The sequence below is a fragment of the Roseofilum sp. SBFL genome, from assembly GCF_017746885.1.
GTDB lineage: Bacteria > Cyanobacteriota > Cyanobacteriia > Cyanobacteriales > Desertifilaceae > Roseofilum.
Window position 1 is genome coordinate 1 of sequence record NZ_JAGHZH010000162.1, and the last position, 25203, is coordinate 25203.

Genomic DNA, 25203 nt, shown 5'->3' on the forward strand with positions numbered 1-25203 from the left:
GGGGCGGCGCTGGTCGGGGTGGCTCGGGGTGGGGTGTTGCTGGTTGGGGTGGATGGGGGGGGGCAGGCGGGGGTTGGGGAGGCTGGGGTGGGGGAGGCTCCGGTTGGGGAGGCTCTGGTTGGGGAGGTTCCGGTTGGGGAGGCTCTGGGGCATCGACCATGATAATTTCGATGGGGTCTTCAGCTAGTGCCGGGAAGGGTTCCCAAAACCAACGTATCCCCAACAGTGCCAAGCAATGGATAACGGATGAGGTGACCAAACTATAAAGCAGAAAGCTTTTAAGAAATTTGCCTTCTTTTTCTCGTTGTTCGATACAAAATGCTGATAAGCTCATGTTCTCAAATCCCTATGCTATGTTTTTAGAGCGCGATCGCTCCTGAAACCTCAAACTTGTCTGCTTTACTCGCTACTGACTTTAAGGAACCTTAATAAAATTTACTTTCCAGAATCTTACCGTAAAACGGCTCAAAAAATTGAGTTCGATCTCAATAAACCAAATTCTTAAGACTCTCTTTATTAAGCGATTACACTTTTGAATAAGGAGGAGCAAAGCGAGTCAGCTTAAAGTGCAAATAATCAACAAGGCAAGAGTATCTTAATCACCGCCCCTAAACCTGAATCTTTCATCCGTTTGAGGCAAAAAATAATCCGTTTGTGAATATCTTGAAAAAGAGAGCATTTACTGATATTGTATATCAGCATTGTGGGACTTAACCCTTAGAACCTCTTGACAACTATTCGTTGATATGACCGAATTTTCCAAGCATCATCCAACAACTCTAGTATTACTCGGGAGCTTGTATATCTTGAGAGATATTGCTCTCACCTTTATTGACAAGGCTTTACCTGCCTTTGTTAACCAACAGGGAAGGTCTCTCGAAGCGATTGGATTGCTACAAGCATTGCCAGGGCAATCTCCGCAGGTTTGCTCGTGAATCAGTGGAGACTGCGGCGATCTCTATTATGGTTCTGTGGCTTGTGGCTGTTCAAGATCACAACTTATCTTTATCCCAGCCTTATGAACAGTAAAATAACCCCTTCTTTATGGTGTAAGTATCAGCTCTCAACTGACCAATGGCATGGATATGATAGCATTGTTCACATTTATGATGGATCGGCATAGATCAACAGTACTCGAAACAAATTTTACCCTACAAACTTTTCTTGTCTACTTTGGTGGTTGGGCAGTCACAGCATAGGGTTACAAGAGTGCTTTTGTCTTGGTAATCTCCCTCGGTTTCGCTAGCATTGACTCTATTTTCGTATAGGTACAATTCAATGTCGCCAGCATTGAATCAACTTAAATAATTAGGTTTAATTATGACAGAATCATCTCCTACTCTTTTACCATTATTAGTACCCTACAGAATTAAGTTCATCATTTCTTGCGGGCTTTCAATTTTAGCCCGAGGTTTACAGCTAGTTCCTTTTATTCTGATTTATTTAGGCATTACCGCTTTTTTAAATCCTCCCGTCCAACCCGAGAATATTTGGCCATTGGTTGGTATTGCTGGTATTGCTATTCTTCTGCGTTGGGGACTGCTCGCAGTATCGGGAGGAATTGCTCATAAAATTGCATATAATATTCTCTACGATATCCGCGTAAAACTCGCCGAAAAATTAGGTTATTTACCCTTAAGTTATCTCAATCGTAAATCAACTGGAATGCTTCAAAAAATTGTTAATGAAGATGTAGAATATCTCGAACAGATGTTAGCTCATGGTATTCCCGAAGGAATTGGGTTAATAACAACTTTTTCTTTCACAGTGCTGGCTCTTTTTATTATTGATTGGCGTATGGCTCTAGCAGCTTTAGGAGGAATTCCCGTAAGTATTGGCTCTCAGTACTTACTCTTTAAAGACTTAAAGCCTATCCTTAAAGAGTATTATGAAACCCAAGATTGTATGAATGCAACAATCATCGAATATGTGCGTGGAATGCCTGCTATTAAAGCTTTTGCACAAACTATTAAGTCTTTCGATCGTTACGAAAAATCCGTGCGTAACTATCAAGAATTTGAAGAAGATTGGTCTAAGCGCGCGCTTCTGCCTTGGACATTATTCAGCGTTAGCGTATCGCTCAATTTGATTATTATTCTTCCTGTGGGTTTACATCTCTTTCAAAAAGAAAGTTTATCCTTAGAAACATTTATTCTGTTTTTGTTACTCGGGGTTGGTGTTAGTACTCCGTTAATGCGCTTACTCGAATCGGTAGAGGTCTACACACAAACCCAAAAAGGATTGGAGAGAATTTTTACTATTTTAAACGAACCAGAATTACCAGAAAGTGAAAATTTAGATTTGCCACAAGATTTAAAATTTGAATTTCGTAATGTTTCTTTTGCCTATGAAGAAAAAGAAGTTCTACAAAACATAAACTTACACATTCCCCCCGGTCGAGTTACAGCTTTAGTCGGGGCTTCTGGCTCTGGAAAAACAACAATTGCGAGATTATTAGGTCGCTTTTGGGAAGTATCAGAAGGGGGAATTTACTTGGGAGATGTGAACATTAACCGTTTAAGATATAATGATCTTCTCTCGCAAATGACATTTGTTTTCCAAGAGGTTTCTCTATTTAACGATACTATTTACAATAATATTACTATGGGAAAACCAAACGCCAGTCGTGAAGAGGTTTTTTTAGCATCAAAAGCAGCTCAATGTCACAGTTTTATTGCCGCTCTGCCTCAAGGTTACAATACTATAATTGGTGAGCAAGGTGCTAAATTAAGTGGCGGACAAAAGCAGCGCATCTCTATTGCTAGAGCAATTTTAAAAGATGCGCCTATTGTCATTCTCGATGAAGCAACAGCTTTTCTAGATCCAGAAAGTGAAGCACAAGTGCAAGCAGCAATTAGCCAACTGATTGCGGATAAAACGTTATTAGTCATTGCCCATCGCCTGTTTACGATTGTCGATGCTGACCAAATTATCGTGATGGATAGAGGTAAAACTTGCGGTTGTGGGTCTCATTCCGAACTCTTAGAAACTTGCGAAATTTATCGCCATCTCTGGGAGGCTCATTTACAGGCGAAAGGATGGACTTTACAAGAAAGGCAAGCATCCATTTTAAAGGCTGTCTCTCCGTAAATATTGAAGCGTTGATTTGGGAGAAATTAGAAAATGTTGAATAATTTATTTAAGATAGCAGGAAGCTATCGATTTCAACTGATTCGCGGAACTTTTCTACATATTATTTCCTCAGTTTTAGCAGCAACCCCCTACGGTTTTCTCTATCTAATTTTGAGAGAGTTATTATCAGAATCTATTGATTCACAGAAACTGACAATCTTGACGATCGCGATCGCTCTGTGCCTGCTCTTGCAAGGAATCTTTCTCTATAGTGCGAATTATCTCACTTATTTAACCAGCCATCGCGCCATTGCCGACTTGCGCTTGCAACTGGGCGATCGCATTCGCCAACTTCCCATGGGATTTTTCAATGAAAGGCAAATTGGCGATCTCAATGGCTTGGTGAGCGACGATATGCGGAAGATCGAACCCATTCCTTCTTGGGTTTATCCGAAAGTTGTCACGGCGATTGCTTTCCCAGCCACCATCGCCGCTTTCCTCGCTTTCATTGACTGGCGTTTAACCCTAGCAATGCTGGCAGGAGTGCCGATCTCAGTTATCATCTATGTCAGCTATCAACGCTCCATGCGGGCGATCGCCAAAGAGCAAAAAGCAGCAATTATTGAAGCCAATTCCCGCACAATTGAATACATTCAAGGATTGGCGACTATTAAAGCCTGCAATCAAACGGGAACTCGCTTTGCCAAATTACAAAATGCCTTGCAAGAATACAAACAAGTGAACTTAAAAATGGTTTCTGCTTTAACACTGCCCATTGTCGCATTTGCTGGCATGTTAGAATTGGGTTTTGCAGCCGTTTGGGCTGTGGGAACTTATTTATTGTTGCAGGGAGAGATCGCGATCGCAGTTTTTCTCCTCTTTCTCGTCCTCGGATTGCAGTTTTACACCCCCATCTTTGGGCTGATGGAGTTTGCCGCCATGACTCGCATAATGGATGCTGCTCTGGATCGTGTTGCGGAAGTGTTAAATTTATCACCTTTACCCGAACCCCAACAGTCGCCAAAGTTAGAGCGTTTCGATATCGAGTTTAAAAATGTCTCTTTTAGCTATGAGGGAACGCCAATCTTACAAAATATGAGCTTTACCGTTCCCGAACACAGCATGACTGCTCTTATTGGTGCTTCTGGTTCTGGCAAAACAACCATTACCAACTTAATTGCTCGATTCTGGGATGTGGATGGGGGGGAAATTTGCATCGGCGGTCATAATATTAAGAACCTTCACATTGATGAATTGCTCTCGCACATCAGTATTGTTTTTCAGGATGTCTATCTGTTTAACGACACCATCGCCAGTAACATCCGCTTAGGCAAACCGGAAGCAACCATGGCAGAAGTGATCGCAGCAGCAAAATCCGCCTGCTGTCACGACTTTATTCAACAATTACCCGACGGTTACCACACCCAGATTGGAGAAGGTGGAACCACCCTATCCGGAGGAGAAAAACAGCGCATCGCGATCGCCAGAGCCATTCTAAAAGATGCCCCCATTGTCTTGCTCGATGAAGCAACCGCCTCTATCGATCCAGAGAATGAGCTGCTCGTACAAAAAGCAATCAATGCCCTCACTACCTCAAAAACCCTGATTGTCATAGCCCACCATCTTTCTAGCGTCGCTGCTGCTGAACAAATTCTCGTCCTCGATCGCGGTCAAATTGTCGAACAAGGAGATCGGAAAAAACTCCTTGCCCTCAATGGAGTCTATAAGCGTTTCTGGGATGTCCAACAGCAGGCTAAGGGATGGAAATTAACCGCAACTCAGTCTTGAGAAACTTCATTCTCTTGTTCCTTCGGACGGATTCACAAAAAATTGATAATATTTCTCTAATACTAATTCTCCGATCGGCGTGAATCCGGATTATGTGTTAAAAAATAAATAGTTTTTTAACATAGTTATTGACATTAATTTGCATTTTATGCCGTAAAATATGGCAATGGTTTTTACTGTAGTCTCAAGCACCTAAGTTCAGTTACAATGTCTATTGAAAATTTTTTCCTAGCGGGTGGTATCGTCGCTTGGCCCCTGCTCGGATTTTCGATTATTTCCGTCGCCCTGATTGTCGAACGCTTGTATTTTTGGTTAAAAATCAATCGCCGCCAGCGTCGAGTCATTCGCGATATCCTCAGAACATACCAAAGCGAACCCCAAACCGCGATCGCGCGACTGCGGCAAAACTCTGAACTTCCCCTTTGTCGAATTTTTCTCGAAGCCTTAGAACTAGACCGACCGACTCCAGACGAATTTCGGCTGGCTCTCGAAAGTGCCTCTCAAGCAGAGTTACCAAACCTGAAGCGGTTTAATACCGTCTTCGAGACCATCATTAGTGTCTCTCCCTTGTTAGGCTTATTAGGAACGATTTTGGGCTTAATTACAGCCTTTAGCTCCCTGCAAATTGGGGATGTTGGAGGATCGCGCACCTCAGCCGTTACAGGAGGCATAAGCGAGGCTTTAATTTCAACAGTGATGGGATTAGTTGTCGCAATTTTCACGTTACTTTTTGCCAATACATTTCGCGGTCTCTATTTGCGCCAACTGGCATTAATTCAAGAGTATGGCGGTCAGTTGGAATTGCTGTATCGTCGCCATTACGAGCAAGATAAACCAGGAGAAGAAGCGTATGCAACTGCCCAATGAGCCAGAAGAGCGTTTGGAGATTAATATCGTGCCGATGATCGATGTAATCTTCTCCATTTTGGCGTTTTTCATTATTTCAACGCTATTTTTGACCCGTTCGGAAGGATTGGATGTTTCCTTACCGAAAGCCTCTACCGCTCAGGCTCAGAAGAGTCCTGAAATTACGGTAACTATTGACAAAGAGGGTGCCCTTGCAATTAATCGCCAATCTATTGAACTGCAAGGGTTGCAGAATGCGATCCGACAGAAAATCGAGCTGGAAACCGAACCCCTAGTCATTGTCAACGCCGATCGCAGCGTCGATCATGGTCGAGTGGTGGAAGTCATGGATTTGTTGCGTCAACTTGAAGGAGTGAAACTCGCGATCGCTGCTGAAAGACAATAGTATGGTTGTCTGATAACTTCTGATTTCCTTACACCACGCAGGATGTTCGCGAGTTCGATCTATTCATCTACATCGACTGACTCGGGATAATAACCGGTCAGTTCACGGTTTTTTTCGTGAATTTCGCTTTTTCTTTGCAAAATTTAAGTAGGGTTTACTGAAAAAGTTGAAAATGATGCGCTCGCCAATTTTTCTGGGAAGTTCCCGCCAAAATGCAAAATTTGGGCACTGCTAAATACCATAACTTTGCACTTATCAAATCAAAAAAGCGCTAAAATTTCTATCTGTCTGTTAGTCTATTATTGGGCTTCAACAATATCTTGGAGCTTTTTGGAAAGGGTTTGAAGTAGATGCGATCGCTCCGTATTGATGAAGAAATGATCTCCCGGAAACATTTGTAAAGAAAACTCGCAACTTCCGTGTTGAGACCAAGCTTCAAGCTGAGTTCGACTAGCTTCCGAATCTTGCTCCCCTCCAAAGACTGCTACAGGAATATCTAAAGGAGCTTTAGGCGTATATCGATAGGTTTCATCAACTTTTAAATCCGCCCGCAAGATGGGTACGAGCAACTCCATCATTTCCGGATTTTGCATAATTTCTTGAGGAGTTCCATTCAGACGCTTGATTTGTTCAATGAAGTCTTCTTTCGGGAGAGCGTGCATTGGGGAAGGATCGAGAAGATGAGGCGCTTGGCGACCGGAAACCAACAAGCAATCTGGTAAACGATAATGGTGTTCGCGACAATAACAAGCCAATTCAAAACTGACTAAAGCACCAAAACTATGTCCGAACACCACATAAGGTTTGTCCAAGTAAGAACGCAATCCTGCTCCTAACGACTCGATTAAAGAGGACATTTCCTCAAACAGAGGTTCTCTCATGCGAGAACTTCGTCCTGGAAGTTCGACCGGACAAACTTCAATGGTTTCTGGAAGTTCTTGATGCCAATCGCGAAAAATCGCCGCACTTCCTCCAGCATAAGGAAAGCAAAAGAGCCGCAGTTGGGCATTTGGGTTAGGCGTAAAATATTTGATCCAAGTATTATGAGAAAATGAAGAGATCATCAAAAATTTATCTAGAGAAAGAAGTTAAACAGTGACAAAAAAATTTTGAGCTTTGGGTTGTAAGGCTACCATTTGCAAGCTTCTGTGGGGTAGAACCTCAAAAGCTCCGACTTGTTCGGTTTTCACTGGACTATCGTCAATGAGTGCCATTTGCCAACGACATAACAGCGTGGCAATCACCAGTTTAATCTGAGCCTCAGCTAAAGCAAACCCACTGCAAAGAGCGTGACCACCACCAAACGGAAAATATTCATATTTGGAATATTTTCGTTCGAGAAATCGCTCCGGTTTGAATTGTTTGGGTTTTGGATATAAATCTTCTCGCATATGAGTTAAGTAAATGCAGGGAATTAACTGCGTTCCTGGCTCAAATTTATAGCCCATAATTTCCATCGGCAACTTCAGAATCCGTCCGTTTGGATTGACCACAACCGGGCACATTCGTCGCACCTCTTTACAAACAGCATTTAGATAGGGCGAACGGAAAATTTCGACCGGATCTGGATCGCTTCCCAAGGCATTAATTTCAGCTTGAATTTGCCGATAAACTTCAGGTTCGCGATGAATCCAATATAATGTCCAAGTCATGGCAGAAGAGGTCGTCTCATAACCATTAAAGAGGGCGATGATAGAGAACATCAGTAATTCTTCATCGGTCAATGCTTTGCCATTGTCGTCGCGATAAGCCATAAAACGACTTAACGCATCAACCCCAGAGAAATCGCCTCGAATTCTGCGTTCATTAATCTCTTCTAAAATGATTTGATGGGTTCGATCTCTAGCTTGTCGTAACTTGGCCCAAGGACTGTATTTTCCCCAATCTTTCTGTAAAAAGCCAAAAAGGACAGAGCTGAGGTAAAAGGGCGATTTAAACGATTCCATTAAGGGAATTAAACTTGCCTTCAGTCGTTCGTAACGTTCTCCTTCAGTTAGCCCGAACAAAACTCGCGACATAAACTCAACTGTAATAGTTTTCATGGAGGACTGAACGTAAAAGTGTTGTCCCGGTTGCCAGCGAGCAATAACGTCATCGGTAACATCACAAATGAGTTGTCCGTAACGTTGCATACAGTTTCCCATGGAAGCACTTTTTAACAAGCCTCCCGTGAAAACCGTCCTTAATAATTGGCGACTGCGTTTCAGATTCGCTGCACTGGTGTCCTTAAAAGCAATATCTCCAAGCAAAAATTCAAAGAAGTTCCGGACTTCAATATTGGGTTTTTCTTCGTAAAAGCGAACGTTATCGGCAGTGAAAATAGCTTCAATTGCCTGGGGATGGCTGAAGAAAACGGTTGGATCGTTTCGACCGCCAATCCGAAAACAATCGCCGTACTGACTGGCGCGCTTGTCGAGATACCCATAGGCATCACTGCCCATTTGCATCAGTTCAAATAATTTTGGGGTACTCGGACCTTTAGGTAGTTTCATAGTGGGTCTGATTCCAAATAGTAGGGTTGAAGAATTGCTGTAATTTTAGTTGTAAATTACCAGATAGGTTCCAGAAATTCTTTATTTTTTAAGTTTTTGCTTTAAGCCCAAGGCTGCTCTAGCATTAATTCCTAAAACTAGAGAGATGGAGCTACTTATTATTCCGACTGAGACTAGAGATTGTAGTAATTTTGAATTCACGATCTTTCTTCTCGGGTAAAGTTTATCGTTGCCATAGATAAGCTCATGAAAATTCGGATAAGCGATCGCCAATTTTTTGAGACAAAACTTTAACATGAGGAGAGCGCACGATCGAGAAATGATTTCCCGGTATTTCCTGCACTTCTAATTCTCCGAAAATGTATTGACTCCAACCAAAATCAACGAAATCTGGCATCCTTTCCGGTTGCTCTTGCGCTTTAAATAGCGTTACATTACCGGCATATTGTTGCAACTGGTAAATGAGCATGGCGTTAGTATTGGTTTTACTCAAATTTGCAATAACTTTTTGCTGTTCGAGAGAAATATCTTGGAGATTGAGATCGGCATTGGGGTGCGCTTGACTGAGTAACTCGAGTTGCCGATCGCGATCGTCTGCCATAATATCAATTAAACCGAGAAATCCAACTTCAATGTTGTTTTCTTGCAGTTGTCGTGCCATCTCAAACGCGACAATTCCTCCCATAGACCATCCGCATAAGTAATAGGAACCTTCTGGTTGAATGGTTTGTATGGCTTTGATATAAGTCTCTGCCATTTCGGCAATGGTTGAAAGTGGAGATAATTCGCCATTAAACCCTCGAGATTGTAACGCATATAAGGGACGTTCCGGATTAAAATATCGAGCCATATCGATAAAAGAACTTCCGCTTCCCGTTGAAGAATGAATACAAAATAGGGGATTCTTAGAACCGCTTGGCTTAATCGGGATAAGAGGACTGAAATTAACCTCTTCATTATCTGACGATGACTGTTCTAAGAAAGCAGCGAGTTCGGCAATGGTGGGAGATTGAAAAATATATTGCGGTTTCAGTTCGAGATGGCATTCATTCCCGCGAGCGACTACTTGAATATTGAGTAAAGAGTCGCCGCCAATTTCAAAAAAGTTATCGTGAATTCCAATAGTTTCAACTTGCAGAATTTCCGACCAAATGTGCGCGAGTAATTTCTCGGTTTCAGTTTCTGGTTCCACATATTCTCGAGCAGAACGATCGCTTTCTATCTCAGATTTTGGTAATTGTTTGCGATCCAACTTTCCATTACTCGTGAGCGGAATAGCATCCAAGCAAGTGTAGGACGAAGGCACCATATAAGCTGGGAGCTTTTGACTCAAATAATCTCGCAAGTCATGAGGATTAAAAGAGGTTACTGCTGCCGAATTGCGAGCGAGAAAAACATCAAAACCAATGCGATCGCGAATTGAATTAGCCGGATTAAAGAAAAGACTTTCGCTAAATCCTTCTTGCGATAATAAGGTTTGCCATTGTGCTTTAGATAAAACGGGATGTTGCGATCGCAATTCCAAATCCTCGAAGCGTTCAAACCCTTGTTGCAATCCCATATTCAGGTCAAACCAAGGATGAAATTGCGTCTTTTCAACAGCCAAAAGCAAGCCATTAGGAGCAAGGAGCGATCGCGTCCAATTTAATGTTTCTTTCAGGTTGCGGGTATTGTGGAGAACCGTTGCCGCAATAACGAAGTCGAACTCGTGCAAGTTATACCCTTGTTGTTGCGGCGATTTTTCAATATCGAGAATATCGTAACGGACAAAAGGATAGTCTCCAAATCTTTCTCTTCCTTTTTGTAAAAAGAACTGAGAAATATCGGTAAAATGATAAGTTACGCGATCGCCAGGAAGTAAGGGTAACAAATGTGCGGCAGTCGTGCCATATCCCGCTCCAATTTCCAGGATGCGAATCGGTCGATCGCGATCGAATGATTTCACAAAAGATTCGACAACTCTTGCCGCGATCGCATTACAATCGGCGAAGATTTCCTCATAAACATTTCGAGTGGTATCGGAAGTATATAATTCGGCTGAATGAATATTTTCAACCAGAATATCGGCTAAGACTGCATCCGGTTCTCTGGGTAGGAGATCGAGCCAAGTATCGGAAGTTTCCGGTTCGTTCGGAATTGGCGAATAGCGCGATTTGGCTGCTTGTAATAAGGGAGCAATATTGGTAAAGCGATCGCCTTCTTGTTGCAATAATCCAGCTTGTGCTAATTTCTGTAGAGCGCGCGCCAGCCATTTCCGATAGCGAGGAATAATTCCAGATTGAGATAGAATCTCTTCAACCCTGTAAGTTTCTCCCTGAGATTGATAAATACCGAGTCTATCGAAAGCCAAACAAACCGAAAGCAGATAGCGCTGATTCTGTTCTTCCCAGAGCCTGGTAAAAGTCGCGCTATCGAGTTTCCACTCTCGTTTTTGCGAGCTTTTCTTCGCCTCTTTTACTACAGTTTGCCAGACTTCTATCTCTACCTCCGTCGGGCTGGAAGTTTCTTCTCTTTGAGGAACGATATAACTGGCGAGATGCTTATTTTCTTGGGAGTCGCCCACCGCTACAATTACCGCTTCTTTAACCCCAGGATGCTGAAGCAATGCCGCCTCAATTTCGCCTAACTCAATCCGAAAGCCATTAACTTTTACCTGAAAATCTTCTCGTCCGAGAAACTCAATATTACCATCGGGTAAATAGCGTCCCAAATCTCCCGTTTTATACAGTCGTTCTCCCGTTTTTGGATGTTGGATAAAGCTGCTTGCGGTTTTATCCTCATTGCGCCAATATTCCCGCGCTAAACCGATACCGCCGATGTATAATTGTCCCGGTATCCAAACCGGACGAGGCTCGAGAAGTTCATCGAGAACGTAAAAGCGTTGATTGGCTAAAGGGCGACCGTAAGGAATGCTTTTCCAAGCTGGATCGACAGTTTCGATCGCATAAAAAATCGACCAGATCGAGGCTTCGGTTGCGCCTCCCAAACTAATAACTTGCCCTCCTGTTGCCATTTGAATGCGACGGGGTAAAGTGAGGGGAATCCAATCGCCACTTAAAAGAATCGATCGCAAGGATGAGAGATTGAAATCGGTACGGGATGCTGTATAGTCGAGAAGCATCTGCATTAGGGCGGGTACTGAGTTCCAGAGGGTGATGCGGTGTTTGTGGATGAGTTCCGCCCAATTTGAAGGATCTTTACTGGCACCAGGGGCGATCGCCACAATGGTTCCTCCCGCAGCCAATGTTCCGAAAATGTCGTAGACTGAAAGATCGAAACTAAGAGAAGAAACTGCCAGCACTCGATCTTCCGCCGTTACCTCAAAGCGTTGATTGATATCGAGAATTGTATTGACTGCTCCGCGATGCTCGATCGCCACTCCCTTCGGTTTGCCCGTCGAACCTGAGGTATAGATGATATAAGCGAGGTCTGTTTCTGTTTGTTGAGGCTCTAACATGGGGCAAGATGGCTTTGGAACGATCGCATCTACCCAAAAGCGCTCCGGATTTTCCGGCCAATCGAGACAATCTTCAAACTTCGACTGAGTCAGTATTCCACAAATCCCTGCCTCAGCCATAATATGCGATCGCCGCTCTTCCGGTAATTCCGGATCGATGGGAACGTAAGCCGCCCCTGCGGTGAGAATGGCTAAAGTTGCGACAACTTGTTCCCATCCCCTTTCCATCACCACTGCAAGCAGTTCGTTGGGTTTTGCCCCCCTCTCGTGTAGTTGACGGGCGAGAGTGAGGACCAAATCGCGCAATTCGCCATAAGTTAACATGCGATCGCCCGCAATTACCGCCGTTTGCTCTGGTTGTGCCATTGCCTGCTGGAAAAACAGGGTATGCAGCAGCTCATCATTTCCCGGCAACTCAGTGTCGGTATTATTAAATGCTGCCAGATATTCCCGTTGCTCCGAAGGCAGCAGCGATTGCTCCGCCCCTATCCAGACTTCCTCTTCATCAGCCAAACGTTGCAGAAAATTGCCGTAAGCAGCAAACATGTCATCGAGCAACCCTGGGGGAAATAATCCCTCTACCGAATCCCAACAAATAACTAAACTGCCGGCATCCTCGGAAATTTGACTGTCCAGGTAAACTTGGGGAGTTTGGCTGATCATATAAATGAATTTGCCCAAACCTTGGAGTAAATCCGTTCTTTCTCGATCCTCTTGCCCCAACCCGAGCATACTGGTAAATACAATAGGCATCAGTGCCGCCGATCTGCGTTGGGAGCGCCGGGCTAATTCCCTCAAAACCTGCACCCCGCTATAGGTTTGGCGATCGAGATCCTGCCAGAGTTGCTTTTGCAAGCGCTGCGATCGCGTTATAAATGCCTCCTCTCCCGTACAATTAGCCTCGAGGAGAGTAATCGAAGTAAAATCGCCGACAAGCTGCCCGATTTCCCGATGTAAGGGCGGACGGTTCACCAAAGTCAGATTGAGGGTAAAGTGCGGGTTTTTGCTCCAGGTTGCCACCACCTCAGCAAAAGCCGCCAACAATACCCCTGATGGAGTTAATTGCGCTTGACTGGCTCGGCGCTTGAGTCGTTGCCAATCTTCAGAAGGCAGTTGTCGGCGACGGCGGGTAAATTGAGGATTAACTAAGGCAGCCGGATTACTTTGGAGGGGAATTTCCGGCGGAGGAGGAAGGGTTTCCAGGCGAGTTTGCCAGTAATCGCGATCGCGCTGATAGCGGTTGCTCTTTCTCGCTTCTTGTTCGGCTAAAACACAATCGCGAAACGAGAGGGTTAGAGGAGGTAAAGTGAGAGTAGGTTGCCGGAGAAAATAGGCTAATTCTGCCATCAAAATTTGCACGCTCCAAGCATCTCCGAGAATCAGATCGAAACTGAAGCAAAAGCGCACCGTTTGAGAATCGAGACGCGCGGCTTGCAACTCGAAAAGCGGCCAGCGATCGCTCTGAAACACTTGATGGGAGAGGTCTGTGCGAATTTCTTCTAGTCTGGCACTTTGAGTGGCTGCGGTTTCTCCTTGCAAATCGACGACGAGAATTCGATAAGGAGGAGTATGCTCTAAAATGCGCTGTTGTCCGTTTTCTGCAATGATCGCCCGCAACATATCATGGCGATCGATCAGGCACTGCCATGCCCATTCTAGCTCTTCTACCGCAATCCCTTGGGTTTCGATTTCCCAGTAGATATGAGCCGAAATGCCCCCTAATTCTAGTCCCTCTTGACGACCCAACCAATAGGCTTGCTGAATGTCGGTTAGGGGAAACGGTTGATGGCGCGACTCGGGTTGGGGAACAAGCGTTTCGAGCGCCATTTGCTGGCGCAAAAAGTCGAGAATTTCACTCTTGCGTTCCTTCAGTCGCGCTTGTAACGAAGGAGTGAGCTTCTCTTTCGGCGCATTGCACCGCAAGATATCGCCCTCAATATAGAGGTTAATATCTTGCTGTTTGAGATCGTCGAGGAGGGTTTGAACAGATTGCATGGCAGTTATCGGTATCGGTTATTGGTAGGGATATGGCCGGCAACATCCCGAGATGAAATCGGGGTTATAATTCGATTTCGACGCGATCGGCTCCCAAAGCTCCGGTTTGCTTCTGGAGGCGCTCGATGGCTGCAGCTAGCTCGGCGATAGTTGGGGTTTCAAACAAGCTACTCCCCGGCAAATCCACATTAAAAGCTGTGCGAATTTTTGCCATCACTTGCACGGCAATTAAGGAATCTCCCCCGAGTTCAAAGAAGTTATCGCGAACGCCAATAGGAGTCATTCGCAACATCTCTTGCCAGATGTCTGCGAGAATTTCTTCGCGAGGATTGCTCGGGTTTTGATAGGAATTGCTCAATTGAGGACGGGGATAGGAAGAAGTTACCAGGGTTTCTTTGCCGTCTGCAGGTTGAGCCAAAACCTGTAATTGTTGCTGTCCGCGAGCGGTAAAATCAATCGTTGATACCAAGATTTGCGGTAGAGAACACCCCAAGACGCGATCGAAGACTTCTATGCCTTCCGAAGGCAATAACCAGTGCTTTAACTCGGAAATTTCTGCCTTTTTCATGGGGGAAACGGCGGGCTTTTGTGGAGAAGAAGCGGCTGGCATTACCCATTCGCTTAGAGATTCGCACCCTTGCCAAGAGACGACAACTTTCCCGATCTGGCGGGCGTTGGCGACAAAGTCGAACGCTTCTTTCACGTTCGTGCTCGAAAATACTCGATACTCGAGTGGAGCAAATGTGCCTTCCTCAACCCGTGCCATCACATCCTGCCACAATTGTCCGAAATGGGGATGGGCGCGATCGAGATTGATGGCAAAGAAGGAGAGATTTTTGGCAAAGGGACGCAAACCGATCGCCGCATTGTTGAGAATATCGCGCTGACCTAATTCCAGGAAGCGTCCGTATGGGGCTAAAACTCCCAAACTTTCCGTGAGAAATTCACCTCCCAAGGAGTTGAGAACTACATCGACTCCACGGCCGTTGGTAGAATTCATTACCTCTTCAGCAAAATTGAGCGATCGCGAATCCATCACCCATTGAATCCCTTGGGATTTCAAGAATTCCCGCTTGTGCGGACTTCCCGCCGTCGCCCAAATTTCTGCTCCTACTCCTCGGGCGATTTGGACGGCCGCTTGTCCGACTCCTCCGGCTGCGGAATGGATGAGGACTTTATCTCCTGCTTTAAGTTGTCCCAGTTCGATCAGGGCATAATAGGCGGTTATAAAAGCGACGGGGAGAGTTGCGGCTTCTTCCCAACTCAGGCGATCGGGTTTGGGAGCGACAAAGTCAGCGGGGACGGTGGTGAAGCGGTTATAACAAGATGCGCCAAAACCCATCACCGCATCTCCAACTTTCCATGCGGTGACCCCTTCTCCGACTGCGGCAATGGTTCCCGCGCATTCGAGACCGAAGCGCAAGGATTCATCTCCCAGCCCCGGAATTAATCCCAGGGCTAACAAGACTTCTTTAAAGTTCACCCCCGTTGCTTTGACTTCAATTTCCACTTCTCCCGGTTGGGGAGTGAGGCGAGAGGCGGGAATAAAGCCCAGGGTGCTTAAATTTCCCGGAACGGCGATCGCCAGTTCGGCATTTTCAACGGTGGGGGTAGCCGGTTTTTGCGATCGCTTCAGGGTATAATCTTCAATCTCTGCCAGAACATTACCCTCTGCATCCATCACCGCAATGTCAAAGTGCAGGATATCTTCAGTAGATGGATTATCTCGGGCTTCGCCAATATAGCTGTATAGGCGAGCTGGGAATTTGCCATACAAAGAGAGGCGCTTGTAGAAGAAGGGTAGATAAGCTCCCTCCCGCTGGCGAACCAGAGCACCCGTTGCATTATCCAAAAGGGCGGGATGCAAGCCGTAAAACTCCAAGTCGCCGACGAATTCTTCAGGGAGTTCTAAAGCTGCTAAACCGCTCTGATTTCCCCAGAAAACTTCTTGCCAATTCTGCCACCGCGCTCCATAAGTTGCCATTCCGCTATGATTGGAGACATCGATATCCGCTCCAGAAAATTGCCGATCGCCACATTGCGATCGCAGAGCGGCCAAATCTCGAGTTGGGGCTGCTTTGCGATCGAGAATTTCCACTTCACCCCGAGCGCATTCTTGTCCCGTTCCTAAATCTCGCACCGTAAATTCCCAACTTCCATTCTGAGGAGAAAGGACGGTTTCAGCGGTAACAGTTTGTCCTTTTGGTGCAACTAAAGGCGTGAGGAAATAGAGATTGCGGAACTCGAGAACTGAAGAGTTCAAACAATGCTCGCAAGCCGCTCGCACCAGTTCCAAATACCCCGTTCCCGGTAGCGTTGCCCGATTGCCGATGCGGTGTTCGTCCAATACCCAATCTTTGTCAGAATTTAAATTCGATTCAAAAATGTGGCGTTCCCCTTCAAGTCGGTAGCGATGGAGCAGGGGATGAGACGGCGACGCTTCGGGGGCGCTATCATCTGAAGGACGGGTGAGATATTTCGTCCCTTCGACTCCCATACCGCTTCCTTGCCAGCCTTCCCAGTCGATCGAAAGGGCAAAAGTACCATCCTTCGCCATTTTGTAGTGAGCGAAAACATCGAGGAAGTTATTCGCTCCACAATAGGCAACCTGTCCGAAGAGGGGGTGAAAGGCGGTTCCCGAAGAGCAAAAGATGAAGAAATCTAAGGGAATATCCGACAACACATCCTCGAGCAGAAGAGTACCTTTGACTTTGGGGGCAAGAACTCGCATCTGACGATCGCGATCGCCCCGTTCGATGGCTTCATCCTCCAGAACTCCCGCACAGTGAACAACTCCGTTAATCGTGCCGAACTGCTCGATGGCAAGGTTGCGAACCCGTTGCAAGGAGTCGCGATCGCAGACATCGGCATCGGCAATGCAAACGGTTCCACCCAATGCCTCAATCTCTTCGATCTGTTGAATTTGCTTGCCAAGGCGATCGTCATTGCGCCATCGTTGCCATCCTTCCCGAGGCGGTAAGCCCGTGCGTCCGCTGAGAATCAGTGTTGCTTTAGTTTCTCTAGCCAGATGGGTGGCTAAAGTCAAGCCAATGGCTCCAAGTCCGCCTACCAACCAGTACACGCCTTCTTCTTTCAAGCGAGGGATGGTATTGCGCTTGGGTAAAGGCAAAGGTTCCACCTCTTGCACCCACCGATTGCGATTGCGGTAAGCCACAATCGTATCGCCGTTAGGGTTTTGCAATTCAGCGGCGAGGCGATCGTAGAGTTGTTCGCTCTGCCAGTTGTCCTCAGTAGGAAGGGTAATATCGATGCTGCGACAGCGCAGGTCTGGAAATTCGAGGGGAATGGTTCGGATCGGACCGAGAACCGTTGCTTTCACGGGAGACAGGGATTCTTCTCCTGTTGTTGGTTGCATCTCGCTCGATAAGACTGTCACGAGCATTGCTTGAGTTCGCGCTTGTTTGCCGAGGGCACGGGCGAGGTGCAAGACGCTGTAAAATCCCCGGTCTAAAAGAGCATCCGTATCGCTTGCTTTGGGGGGGGTAATGCTCCAGCAATGGGCGATCGCATCGGGGTGCAGGCGGCGATCGCGCAGTTCGGACAATAAGGTTTCATAATGCTCCTGCTGGCAGGGGTCAAGGGTATAAGTATTATCTTCGATTTGACCGAATTCTTTCCCAACTTTAGCAAGAATGGCGCGATCGCCGTTTTCTGTCAATTTTTGCGCCAGTTTTGCCCCCACGCCGCATTCATCCGCAAACAGCAACCAGCATCGCGTTTGGGTTGCTGTTTCCACCGGCGGTTGCGAACGCTTCCAAACGGGGGTATAGAACCAATGAGTCGGATCGGGATTTTTGGTCGAGCTCGGGGCGGATTTTACGCTGGTTTCTGCAACCTTGGCAGTAGGTTCTTGCGCTTCAATCCAATAGCGTTGGCGTTCAAAGGGATAAGTGGGTAGAGCGATGCGTTGCGGAAGTTCCTCGCCGTAGAAGTTCGACCAATCGACGGCTACACCTCGCAACCATAACTGACCGAGGGTATCGAGTAAAACAGCGCGATCGGATTGGGCGTTTTTCGGATGGCGGGTGGAAGCGAAAATTCCATGATTTCCCTCTCGGGGAAGGTGGCGTTTGGCTAGTTGCGTCAGCACGATGCCGGGACCGACTTCGAGTAAAATTTGTCCGGGGCGCTCTAATAACATCTCGATTCCCGTGGAGAAGCGCACGGTGGAGCGCAGATGATTCGCCCAATATTGAGGGTCGGTTGCATCCTCCGCTGCCAGCCAAGTTCCGGTTACATTAGAAAGTAAAGGAATTTGCGGTGCCGAGAGCGTAACGGTTTTAACTGCTTCGATAAATGGCGCGAGCATCGGCTCCATCATGGGAGAGTGGAAAGCGTGGGAGGTGTGGAGACGACGCACTTTAATCTCTTTGGCTTGTAATGTTTGCTCCAAAAGAGCGATGGCTGTTTTCGTCCCGGAAATGGCACAGGCATCGGGAGCATTATGGACGGCAAGGACGAGATCGGAATTTAAGAAGGGTTGCAATTCGGCAGGAGAGAGAGGCACTGCCAGCATGGCTCCTTCTGGCATCTCTTGCATTAATTGCCCGCGCATGGCAACCAATCTCAAAGCATCTTCCAGGGTAAAGACTTCTGCCAAGGTTGCCGCCACCCATTCACCGATACTGTGACCGATAAGGGCATTGGGTCGAATGCCCCAAGATAACCACAATTGCGCTAGCGAATATTCGATCGCAAACAGAGCCGGTTGAGCCATCGCCGTTTGTTGCAGTCGCTCTGCTGCGGTTTCTCGGGATTCTGTCTCCGGATAAAGGAGCGATCGCAAATCCAACCCGAGGTGAGGTTGGAGCAATTCGCAACAGCGGTCGAGATGGGTTTGAAAAACGGGTTCGCTCTCGTAAAGTTCTTTGGCCATATCGGGATATTGCGACCCCTGACCGGAGAACATAAAGGCCACAGAACAGTCTTTCCCTTGGCGAACCCCGGTTCTCACCGGCGCTGCATTGGGAGCCGCTAAGGCTTGTAGGGCTTCGTCTCGCGTTTGCAGAGCGATCGCCCGGCAATAGTTAAACTCGGCGCGACCGACTTGTAGGGAATAAGCAACATCAGCCAGCTCTGTCTCGGGATGACGTTCTAAATAGTTGCCGAGATTAGTGGTTGCAGCATCCAAAGCAGAAGCAGTTTTGGCCGAAAGCAACAGCAGGTGATGGGTGCGAGCCGATTTAACCGATTCTCGCTCTGGTGCTTGTTCCAGAACTAAGTGAGCATTCGTGCCACCAAACCCAAAAGAACTCACTCCTGCCCGGCGCGGCGTACCATTGCTCTGCCATTGCAGCAGGCGATCGTTGACATAAAAGGGGCTGCTGGCGAAGTCAATTTCTGGGTTGGGAGTTTCAAAATTCAAGCTTGGCGGTAACATCTTGCGGTCTATCGCCAGCACGGTTTTCAGTAACCCTGCAATTCCCGCTGCCGTATTTAAGTGACCGATATTGGTTTTCACTGACCCAATAGCGCAAAATTGTTTTTTCGCTGTACTGCCGCGAAAAGCTTTAGTTAAAGCGGCAATTTCGATGGGGTCTCCTAGAGGCGTTCCCGTTCCGTGAGCTTCGATATAGCTAATGGTTTCGGGATTGACCTCCGCGACTTCAAGGGCCTCTGCGATCGCCTTTGCTTGACCCTCGATACTGGGGGCAGTATAACCGACTTTTGCCGCCCCATCATTATCAATGGCCGAGCCGCGAATCACCGCATAGATGCGATCGCCATCGTTGAGGGCTTCTTCGAGTCGTTTGAGAACGACTAAACCAGCTCCATTGCCGCCAACAGTGCCTCCCGCTTTGGCATCAAAGGCGCGACAATAACCATCAGAGGATAATGCACCCCCTTCTTGATAGAGATAGCCCCGTTCTTGGGGAAGGGTAATCGAAACTCCACCAGCTAGGGCTAAATCGCATTGATAATCTAAAAGATTCTGGCAGGCTAAATGAACGGCGACTAATGAGGTCGAACACGCCGTTTGTACGGTCAGGCTCGGACCGGTTAAATTCAGTTTATAGGAGATTTTTGTGGCTAAATAATCCTTATCATTAGCAACACACATCTCAAAATAATTTTCTGTATCTAAAGGCTTGCGATCGGCTAAATTAAACAGTAGATAAGTATTGAGATCTGCTCCGGCAAAAACCCCGATCGATCCATCAAAGCGATCGGGAACGACATTAGCACTTTCCAGGGCTTCGACAGCACATTCGAGGATAACGCGGTGCTGGGGGTCGGTGATTTCTGCTTCTCTGGGGGTGAAGTTGAAAAAGGACGCATCAAACCATTCGACATCATCGAGCATGTAGCTGGCCCGAACATAATCCCCATTATTCAGCAAATCGGGTTCGACGCGACCGGTCAGTTCGTCCCGAGAAAATTCCGTTCTTCCCGTTATGCCATCTTGCAAATTCTGCCAAAATTCCTCCAGGTTTTTTGCTTGCGGAAAGCGTCCGGATAAACCGACGATGGCAATTGAGTTGAGATTATCTTCCATGATTGATAAGAACCTAAATACGAGAAGTTAAATGGGATTGCTAAAAGTGAATCGATGGTTTTTCTCAGCGCGAGCGATTTTTTTGCCGTCGTTTTAAGGCGGCTTGCTTGCGTCGATCGCCGCGATCGCGCACGGTTTGCATCAAGGTTTCGCTGCCTTTGGTTTCCCCGAGATGGCGGGCGAGTGATTCGATAGTGGGATATTCAAACAGGGTTAAAACTGAGATATCCTGTTTCAAAGTTTCGGCGAGTTGAGCGCGAACTTGTACAGCCGCGATCGAATTGCCTCCCAAGTCGAAAAAGTTTTGCTGGATATCAAAGGGAGGTTCTAGATTCAAAACCCCTTGCCAAATTTTGGCGATCGCCTCTTCGAGTTCGTTACTCGGCGGCACAATAGAGCGAGTTTCTGAGGAGGTAATGTCCTCGAGATTAATCAGCTTTTGTCGATTGATTTTGCCGTTAGCCGTGAGCGGCCAGCGATCGAGGGGAATATACTGAGTGGGGATGGCATAATCTGGCAGCCGTTCTTGTAAAAACGCTTGTAGTGCTTGGCGTTTGAACTGTTTTTCCCCATCTCCTCGGGCGAGAATGACGTGTTGTCCCAAAATATCTAAGGGCGATCCAGCTTTCGGGAAAAATGCACAGTCTTCAAATCCTTGCTTGGAAAGGCGATCGCACCACTCTTGGGGCGATAGGGTGGGTAGATTAGCGCTTAAGCGTTCGTCTTTGTAGTCCCTAAACCCTTCGGTTAAACCAATCGTCGTCATGTGCGAGGGACGAAAGTCCGTCAGTTCGACTAACAGTAACGATCCGCCGGCTGCGAGCAGCGATCGCGTGTAGGGTAAAGTGACGTTTAAATCTCGCGCTACGTGGATAACATTGACGGCAAGGATGAGATCGAAACTCCCCAATTCATAGCCCTGTTCCTGCGGATCTCGATTAACGTCAAAGAGACGATATTCGACAAAGGGATAATTTTTGAATTTTTGCCGTCCTTGATTGAGGAAAAATTGGGAAATATCCGTGTAAGTGTAACGGGTATTTTTTATTGGTAACTCCGGTAATAGAGAGCAAGTAGTTGCGCCGACTCCCGCACCAATTTCCAAGATGCGCAGAGGTTTATCTTGCGGCCAAGTGCGAACCAATTGCGCCACTGCCGCTTTCACCAAATTGTTAGAATAGCGCGCCGAAGGCGAACGTTCATAAGCACTTTCAGCCGTCTCTTGACTCCCTTGGATAAAAAGCAGATCGACGGGATTTTTCTCCCCTCGCAAAATGGGAATGTGATGTTCTCCATTGCGTTGCAGATAAGAAAGGAGATCCTGAGAGATAGGATCGGTTAGTCCAGCGGCATTTTGCCAGAGTTGTTGCAGATTATCCGTATTTAAGGGTTTGGGACTGATCCAGCGATCGCCGTCTTCGCAAATTAAATCCCCTTGGTTGGTCAAGATGCTCAACCATTGACGGATAGTTTTGTCATAATCCGGTAGAAGCCCGCATTGCTCGATGAGTTCGCTGCTCGAATAGCTCTCTCCAGCTTGGGTATACACTCCTAAATCCTTGAAGGTTTGCCTCATATAAGCAATGCTTAATGCTTCCAATCGTTCTCCGGTCTCTGCCAGCAGATCGAGATCGAATTCGGGTAAAATGCGATGGGTTTCGCGATCGCCAGCCGCGAGCAGCGATCGCCATGCTGTCTCGATCTCCGACTCATCCCGATCTTCAATAGCGAACAAGCTTCCTTCTGGAGAAGATTGACAAATCAAATAAGCGGCAAGCTGATGCTTGACATTCTCTTTCACCATCACCAAAGCATCCCGAACTCCCGGATGCTGGCGCAATGCCACCTCAATTTCTCCCAATTCGAGGCGATATCCTTGCAGTTTTACGAGATTGTCTTCCCGTCCGAGAAACTCGATATTGCCATCTCGAAGGTAGCGCCCTAAATCTCCCGTTTGGTACAAGCGCTCGCCAGTAGCAGGATGAATGATAAAACTCGCCTCGGTTTTCTCGCGATCTTCCCAATATCCTTGTGCCAAACCGATACCGCCAATATACAATTGTCCGGCAACCCAAACCGGAACGGGTTCGAGAGTTTTGTCTAGTACATAAAATTGCTGATTTGTCAAAGGTTTACCGTAAGGAATGCTCTGCCATTGTGGATCGACTGTCTTGATGGGGTAGAAAATCGACCAGATGGAAGCTTCCGTTGCTCCACCCAAACTGACAACTTGCAGATCGGGCATGAGGGAATGGAGGCGATCGGGCAAACTCAAGGGAATCCAGTCACCGCTTAACAATGCCAAGCGCAAGGAGGTGAGGGCGGAATCGTTGTCTTGGCTCACATATTCCGCCAGCATTTCCATCAGTGCCGGGACGGTATTCCAAAGGGTTACCCTTTCTCGCTGAATTAACTCTAACCAATGAGCGGGATTTTTCCCATGTAAAGGATTGGGAATAACAAGCGTTCCTCCCGCAGCCAACACGCCGAAAATATCGTAAACGGATAAGTCGAAAGTGAGGGCGGAGAGGGCGAAAACGCGATCGCCAGAAGTGACTTGGAAGCGCTGGTTAATATCGATAATGGTATTAACCGCACCGCGATGGTCGATGGCTACGCCTTTCGGTTCTCCCGTAGATCCAGAAGTATAGATGACATAGGCTAAATCTTCTTGTTCTTGCAGCGCGTCGTCAGGATCGAGCAGATCGTCAGCTAACTCTGCCTTATCGACCAAAAGCCATTGCACCCCAGTAAACCCAGCAAGATGTTCTTGCAAATGAGATTGAGTCAAGGCAACTGTCACATTAGCACTGGTCAATATTTTTTGTTGGCGGCGTTCCGGCCAAGTCGGAGCAATGGGGACGTAGGCTCCTCCCGCAGCCAGAATAGCCAAGACGGCAACCATTTGTTCCCATCCTTTTTCCATAACCACGGCAACCATTTGATGGGGACGGACTCCCAGTTGGCGCAAATCTCGACTTAATTGACAAGCGCGACGAGAAACTTCTTCATAGGTGAGAACTCGATCGCTGGTAACAAGGGCAGGATGTTGGGGTTGTTGGCGAGCGCGAGTGCTAAAGAACTGATGTAGTAGCCCTTCGGGGGCAATCGCCTCCGTAGCATTAATGGCTGTCCGTTGCGCCAATTGAGCTACGGGGATGAGGTGTAATTGTTGTTGCTCCCAAGTCTCTTCTTTATCAGCCAAGCGATCGAGGAGATGCTGATAGGTCTCGAACATATCTTCGATCGTGCCTGGAGGAAAAAGTCCTTCAACATAATCCCAGTTGAAATCTAAGGAACCATCCGCCCGGACGTAATACTGATAATCGAGCCAAACTTGCGGGGTTTGAGAAATACTGTAAACGGTTTCGGTTTGCTCTTCCAGGAAGGCGATCGCGGTGGGATTAGTTTCGCTTTGTTGCGGCCCGTGGGTAAAAATAATAGGCATTGCTGACAAGCTGGCTTCTCTTTGTTGCGCTTCCACCCATTCTCGCAAAACGCGAACGCCACTCACCGCCCCATGTTCTAAATCTTGCCACAATTGCTCCTGCAAGCGTCGGGCGCGGACAGCAAAAGGCTGATTGGGAGAACAATTCACTTCAAGGAGAATAAAGGAGGCACATTCCCCAATAATTTCATTAATTTGTGGGTGAAAAGGTAGGCGGTTAAACGAAGGGACGTTAAGGGTAAAGTGAGGAGATTTACTCCAGCGTGCCAGGACTTCCGCGTAGGTAGCCAGGAGTAAGCCTGTTGGGGTTAAATTCCGACGGGCGGCTTTCTGTTTTAAAGTTTGCCATTTTTGAGAATCGATAACTGCTCTCAGGCGTTTAAAGCGCGGCTGAGAGATATTGCCGGGATTTTGAGCGAGAGGTAATTCGGGAGCGGGAGGAAGATGGCTGATGCGATCGCGCCAATAGGTTAAATCTTTTTCGTAGCGAGGGGTTTCTTCGAGGGTTCGAGTCCCCAATACATAATCTCGGAAAGATAATTCTAAAGCTGGAAGTTGACTATCGCTCTCATTGTAAAAATGCGAGAGGTCTTGGAATAGTTTTAAGGTACTCCAAAAGTCGGTACACCAGCCATCCAAACTTAAATGCAGGCGAAAATCACGATCGCTCAATTGCGTGGCAATTACCTCGAATTGCGGCCAGCGATCGAGGGGCAAAACTTGATGGGAGAGGCGATCTCTCACGGCTTGAATATGGGAGGAAATAGCCGTTTCATTCGCATTTCGCAGGTCAGTCAGGGCAATTTCATAAGGGGGAGGTGATTCTAAAACTTGTTGGCGACCATCGCTTAAAACCACTGCCCGCAGCATATCGTGGCGATCGATTAACTGTTGCCAAGCGTGTTGAAAGCGAGGGAAATCAAAGTCTTTGGCTTCCAATTCCAAATAGTTGTGCATGGAAACATTACCCAACTCAAAAGCCCCACTTCTTCCCAACCAATAGGCTTGCTGCATTTCTGTTAGCGGAAACGGCTCGTAGCGTCCGGCGCGATCGGGAACGATTTGCGGCACGGAAACGTTTTTTTCTTGTTTCGATTTCAAGGATTGTTTAACTTTTCCTTGTAACAGTTTTTCGAGTAATTCTCGTTTAGCAGTTGATAAATTTTCTTTACTTTTCATTAT

General features: G+C 46.9%; 9 protein-coding genes and 1 pseudogene. 4 read left to right on the forward strand and 6 right to left on the reverse strand.

The window, feature by feature from the left end; translation table 11 throughout:
* Positions 1-334, reverse strand: a pseudogene (locus J7545_RS17245) (energy transducer TonB); the annotation flags it as partial.
* A 986-nt stretch (positions 335-1320) separates the two neighbouring features.
* On the opposite strand from J7545_RS17245, the gene J7545_RS17250 reads away from it, so the two are divergent.
* The 4 genes from J7545_RS17250 to J7545_RS17265 all read left to right on the forward strand — a co-directional run bounded on the left by J7545_RS17250 (position 1321) and on the right by J7545_RS17265 (position 6112).
* Positions 1321-3090, forward strand: coding sequence for an ABC transporter ATP-binding protein (locus J7545_RS17250; protein ID WP_318698756.1), 1770 nt, complete (start codon positions 1321-1323; stop codon positions 3088-3090).
* Between the two features lie 33 nt (positions 3091-3123).
* Positions 3124-4860 carry an ABC transporter ATP-binding protein gene (locus J7545_RS17255; RefSeq protein ID WP_318719917.1) on the forward strand — a complete coding sequence of 579 codons (1737 nt, stop codon included), beginning with the start codon at positions 3124-3126 and terminating at the stop codon, positions 4858-4860.
* A 207-nt stretch (positions 4861-5067) separates the two neighbouring features.
* Positions 5068-5727, forward strand: a complete 660-nt coding sequence (locus J7545_RS17260; protein ID WP_318698758.1) for a MotA/TolQ/ExbB proton channel family protein — start codon at positions 5068-5070, stop codon at positions 5725-5727.
* On the forward strand, positions 5711-6112 hold the full coding sequence (locus J7545_RS17265; RefSeq protein WP_318698759.1) for a biopolymer transporter ExbD: 402 nt from the start codon (positions 5711-5713) through the stop codon (positions 6110-6112). The genes J7545_RS17260 and J7545_RS17265 overlap by 17 nt, the downstream gene beginning before the upstream one ends.
* A 299-nt stretch (positions 6113-6411) precedes the next feature.
* Here J7545_RS17265 and J7545_RS17270 read toward each other — a convergent pair whose 3' ends face one another.
* The 5 genes from J7545_RS17270 to J7545_RS17290 all read right to left on the reverse strand — a co-directional run bounded on the left by J7545_RS17270 (position 6412) and on the right by J7545_RS17290 (position 25200).
* The gene (locus J7545_RS17270; protein ID WP_318698760.1) at positions 6412-7176 is read right to left on the reverse strand and encodes a thioesterase II family protein; all 765 of its coding nucleotides are present in this window, start codon (positions 7174-7176) and stop codon (positions 6412-6414) included.
* Positions 7177-7200: 24 nt separating this feature from the next.
* Entirely contained in the window at positions 7201-8604 is a 1404-nt protein-coding gene (locus J7545_RS17275) for a cytochrome P450 (RefSeq protein WP_318698761.1), read from the reverse strand.
* Positions 8605-8848: 244 nt separating this feature from the next.
* Positions 8849-14056, reverse strand: a complete 5208-nt coding sequence (locus tag J7545_RS17280; protein ID WP_318719919.1) for a non-ribosomal peptide synthetase — start codon at positions 14054-14056, stop codon at positions 8849-8851.
* Between the two features lie 64 nt (positions 14057-14120).
* Positions 14121-20573, reverse strand: a complete 6453-nt coding sequence (locus tag J7545_RS17285) for an SDR family NAD(P)-dependent oxidoreductase (RefSeq protein WP_318719920.1) — start codon at positions 20571-20573, stop codon at positions 14121-14123.
* A 64-nt stretch (positions 20574-20637) separates the two neighbouring features.
* Positions 20638-25200 (reverse strand): non-ribosomal peptide synthetase, encoded by a 4563-nt coding sequence (locus J7545_RS17290; RefSeq protein ID WP_318698764.1) that lies wholly within the window; start codon positions 25198-25200, stop codon positions 20638-20640.
* Positions 25201-25203 lie beyond the last annotated feature (3 nt).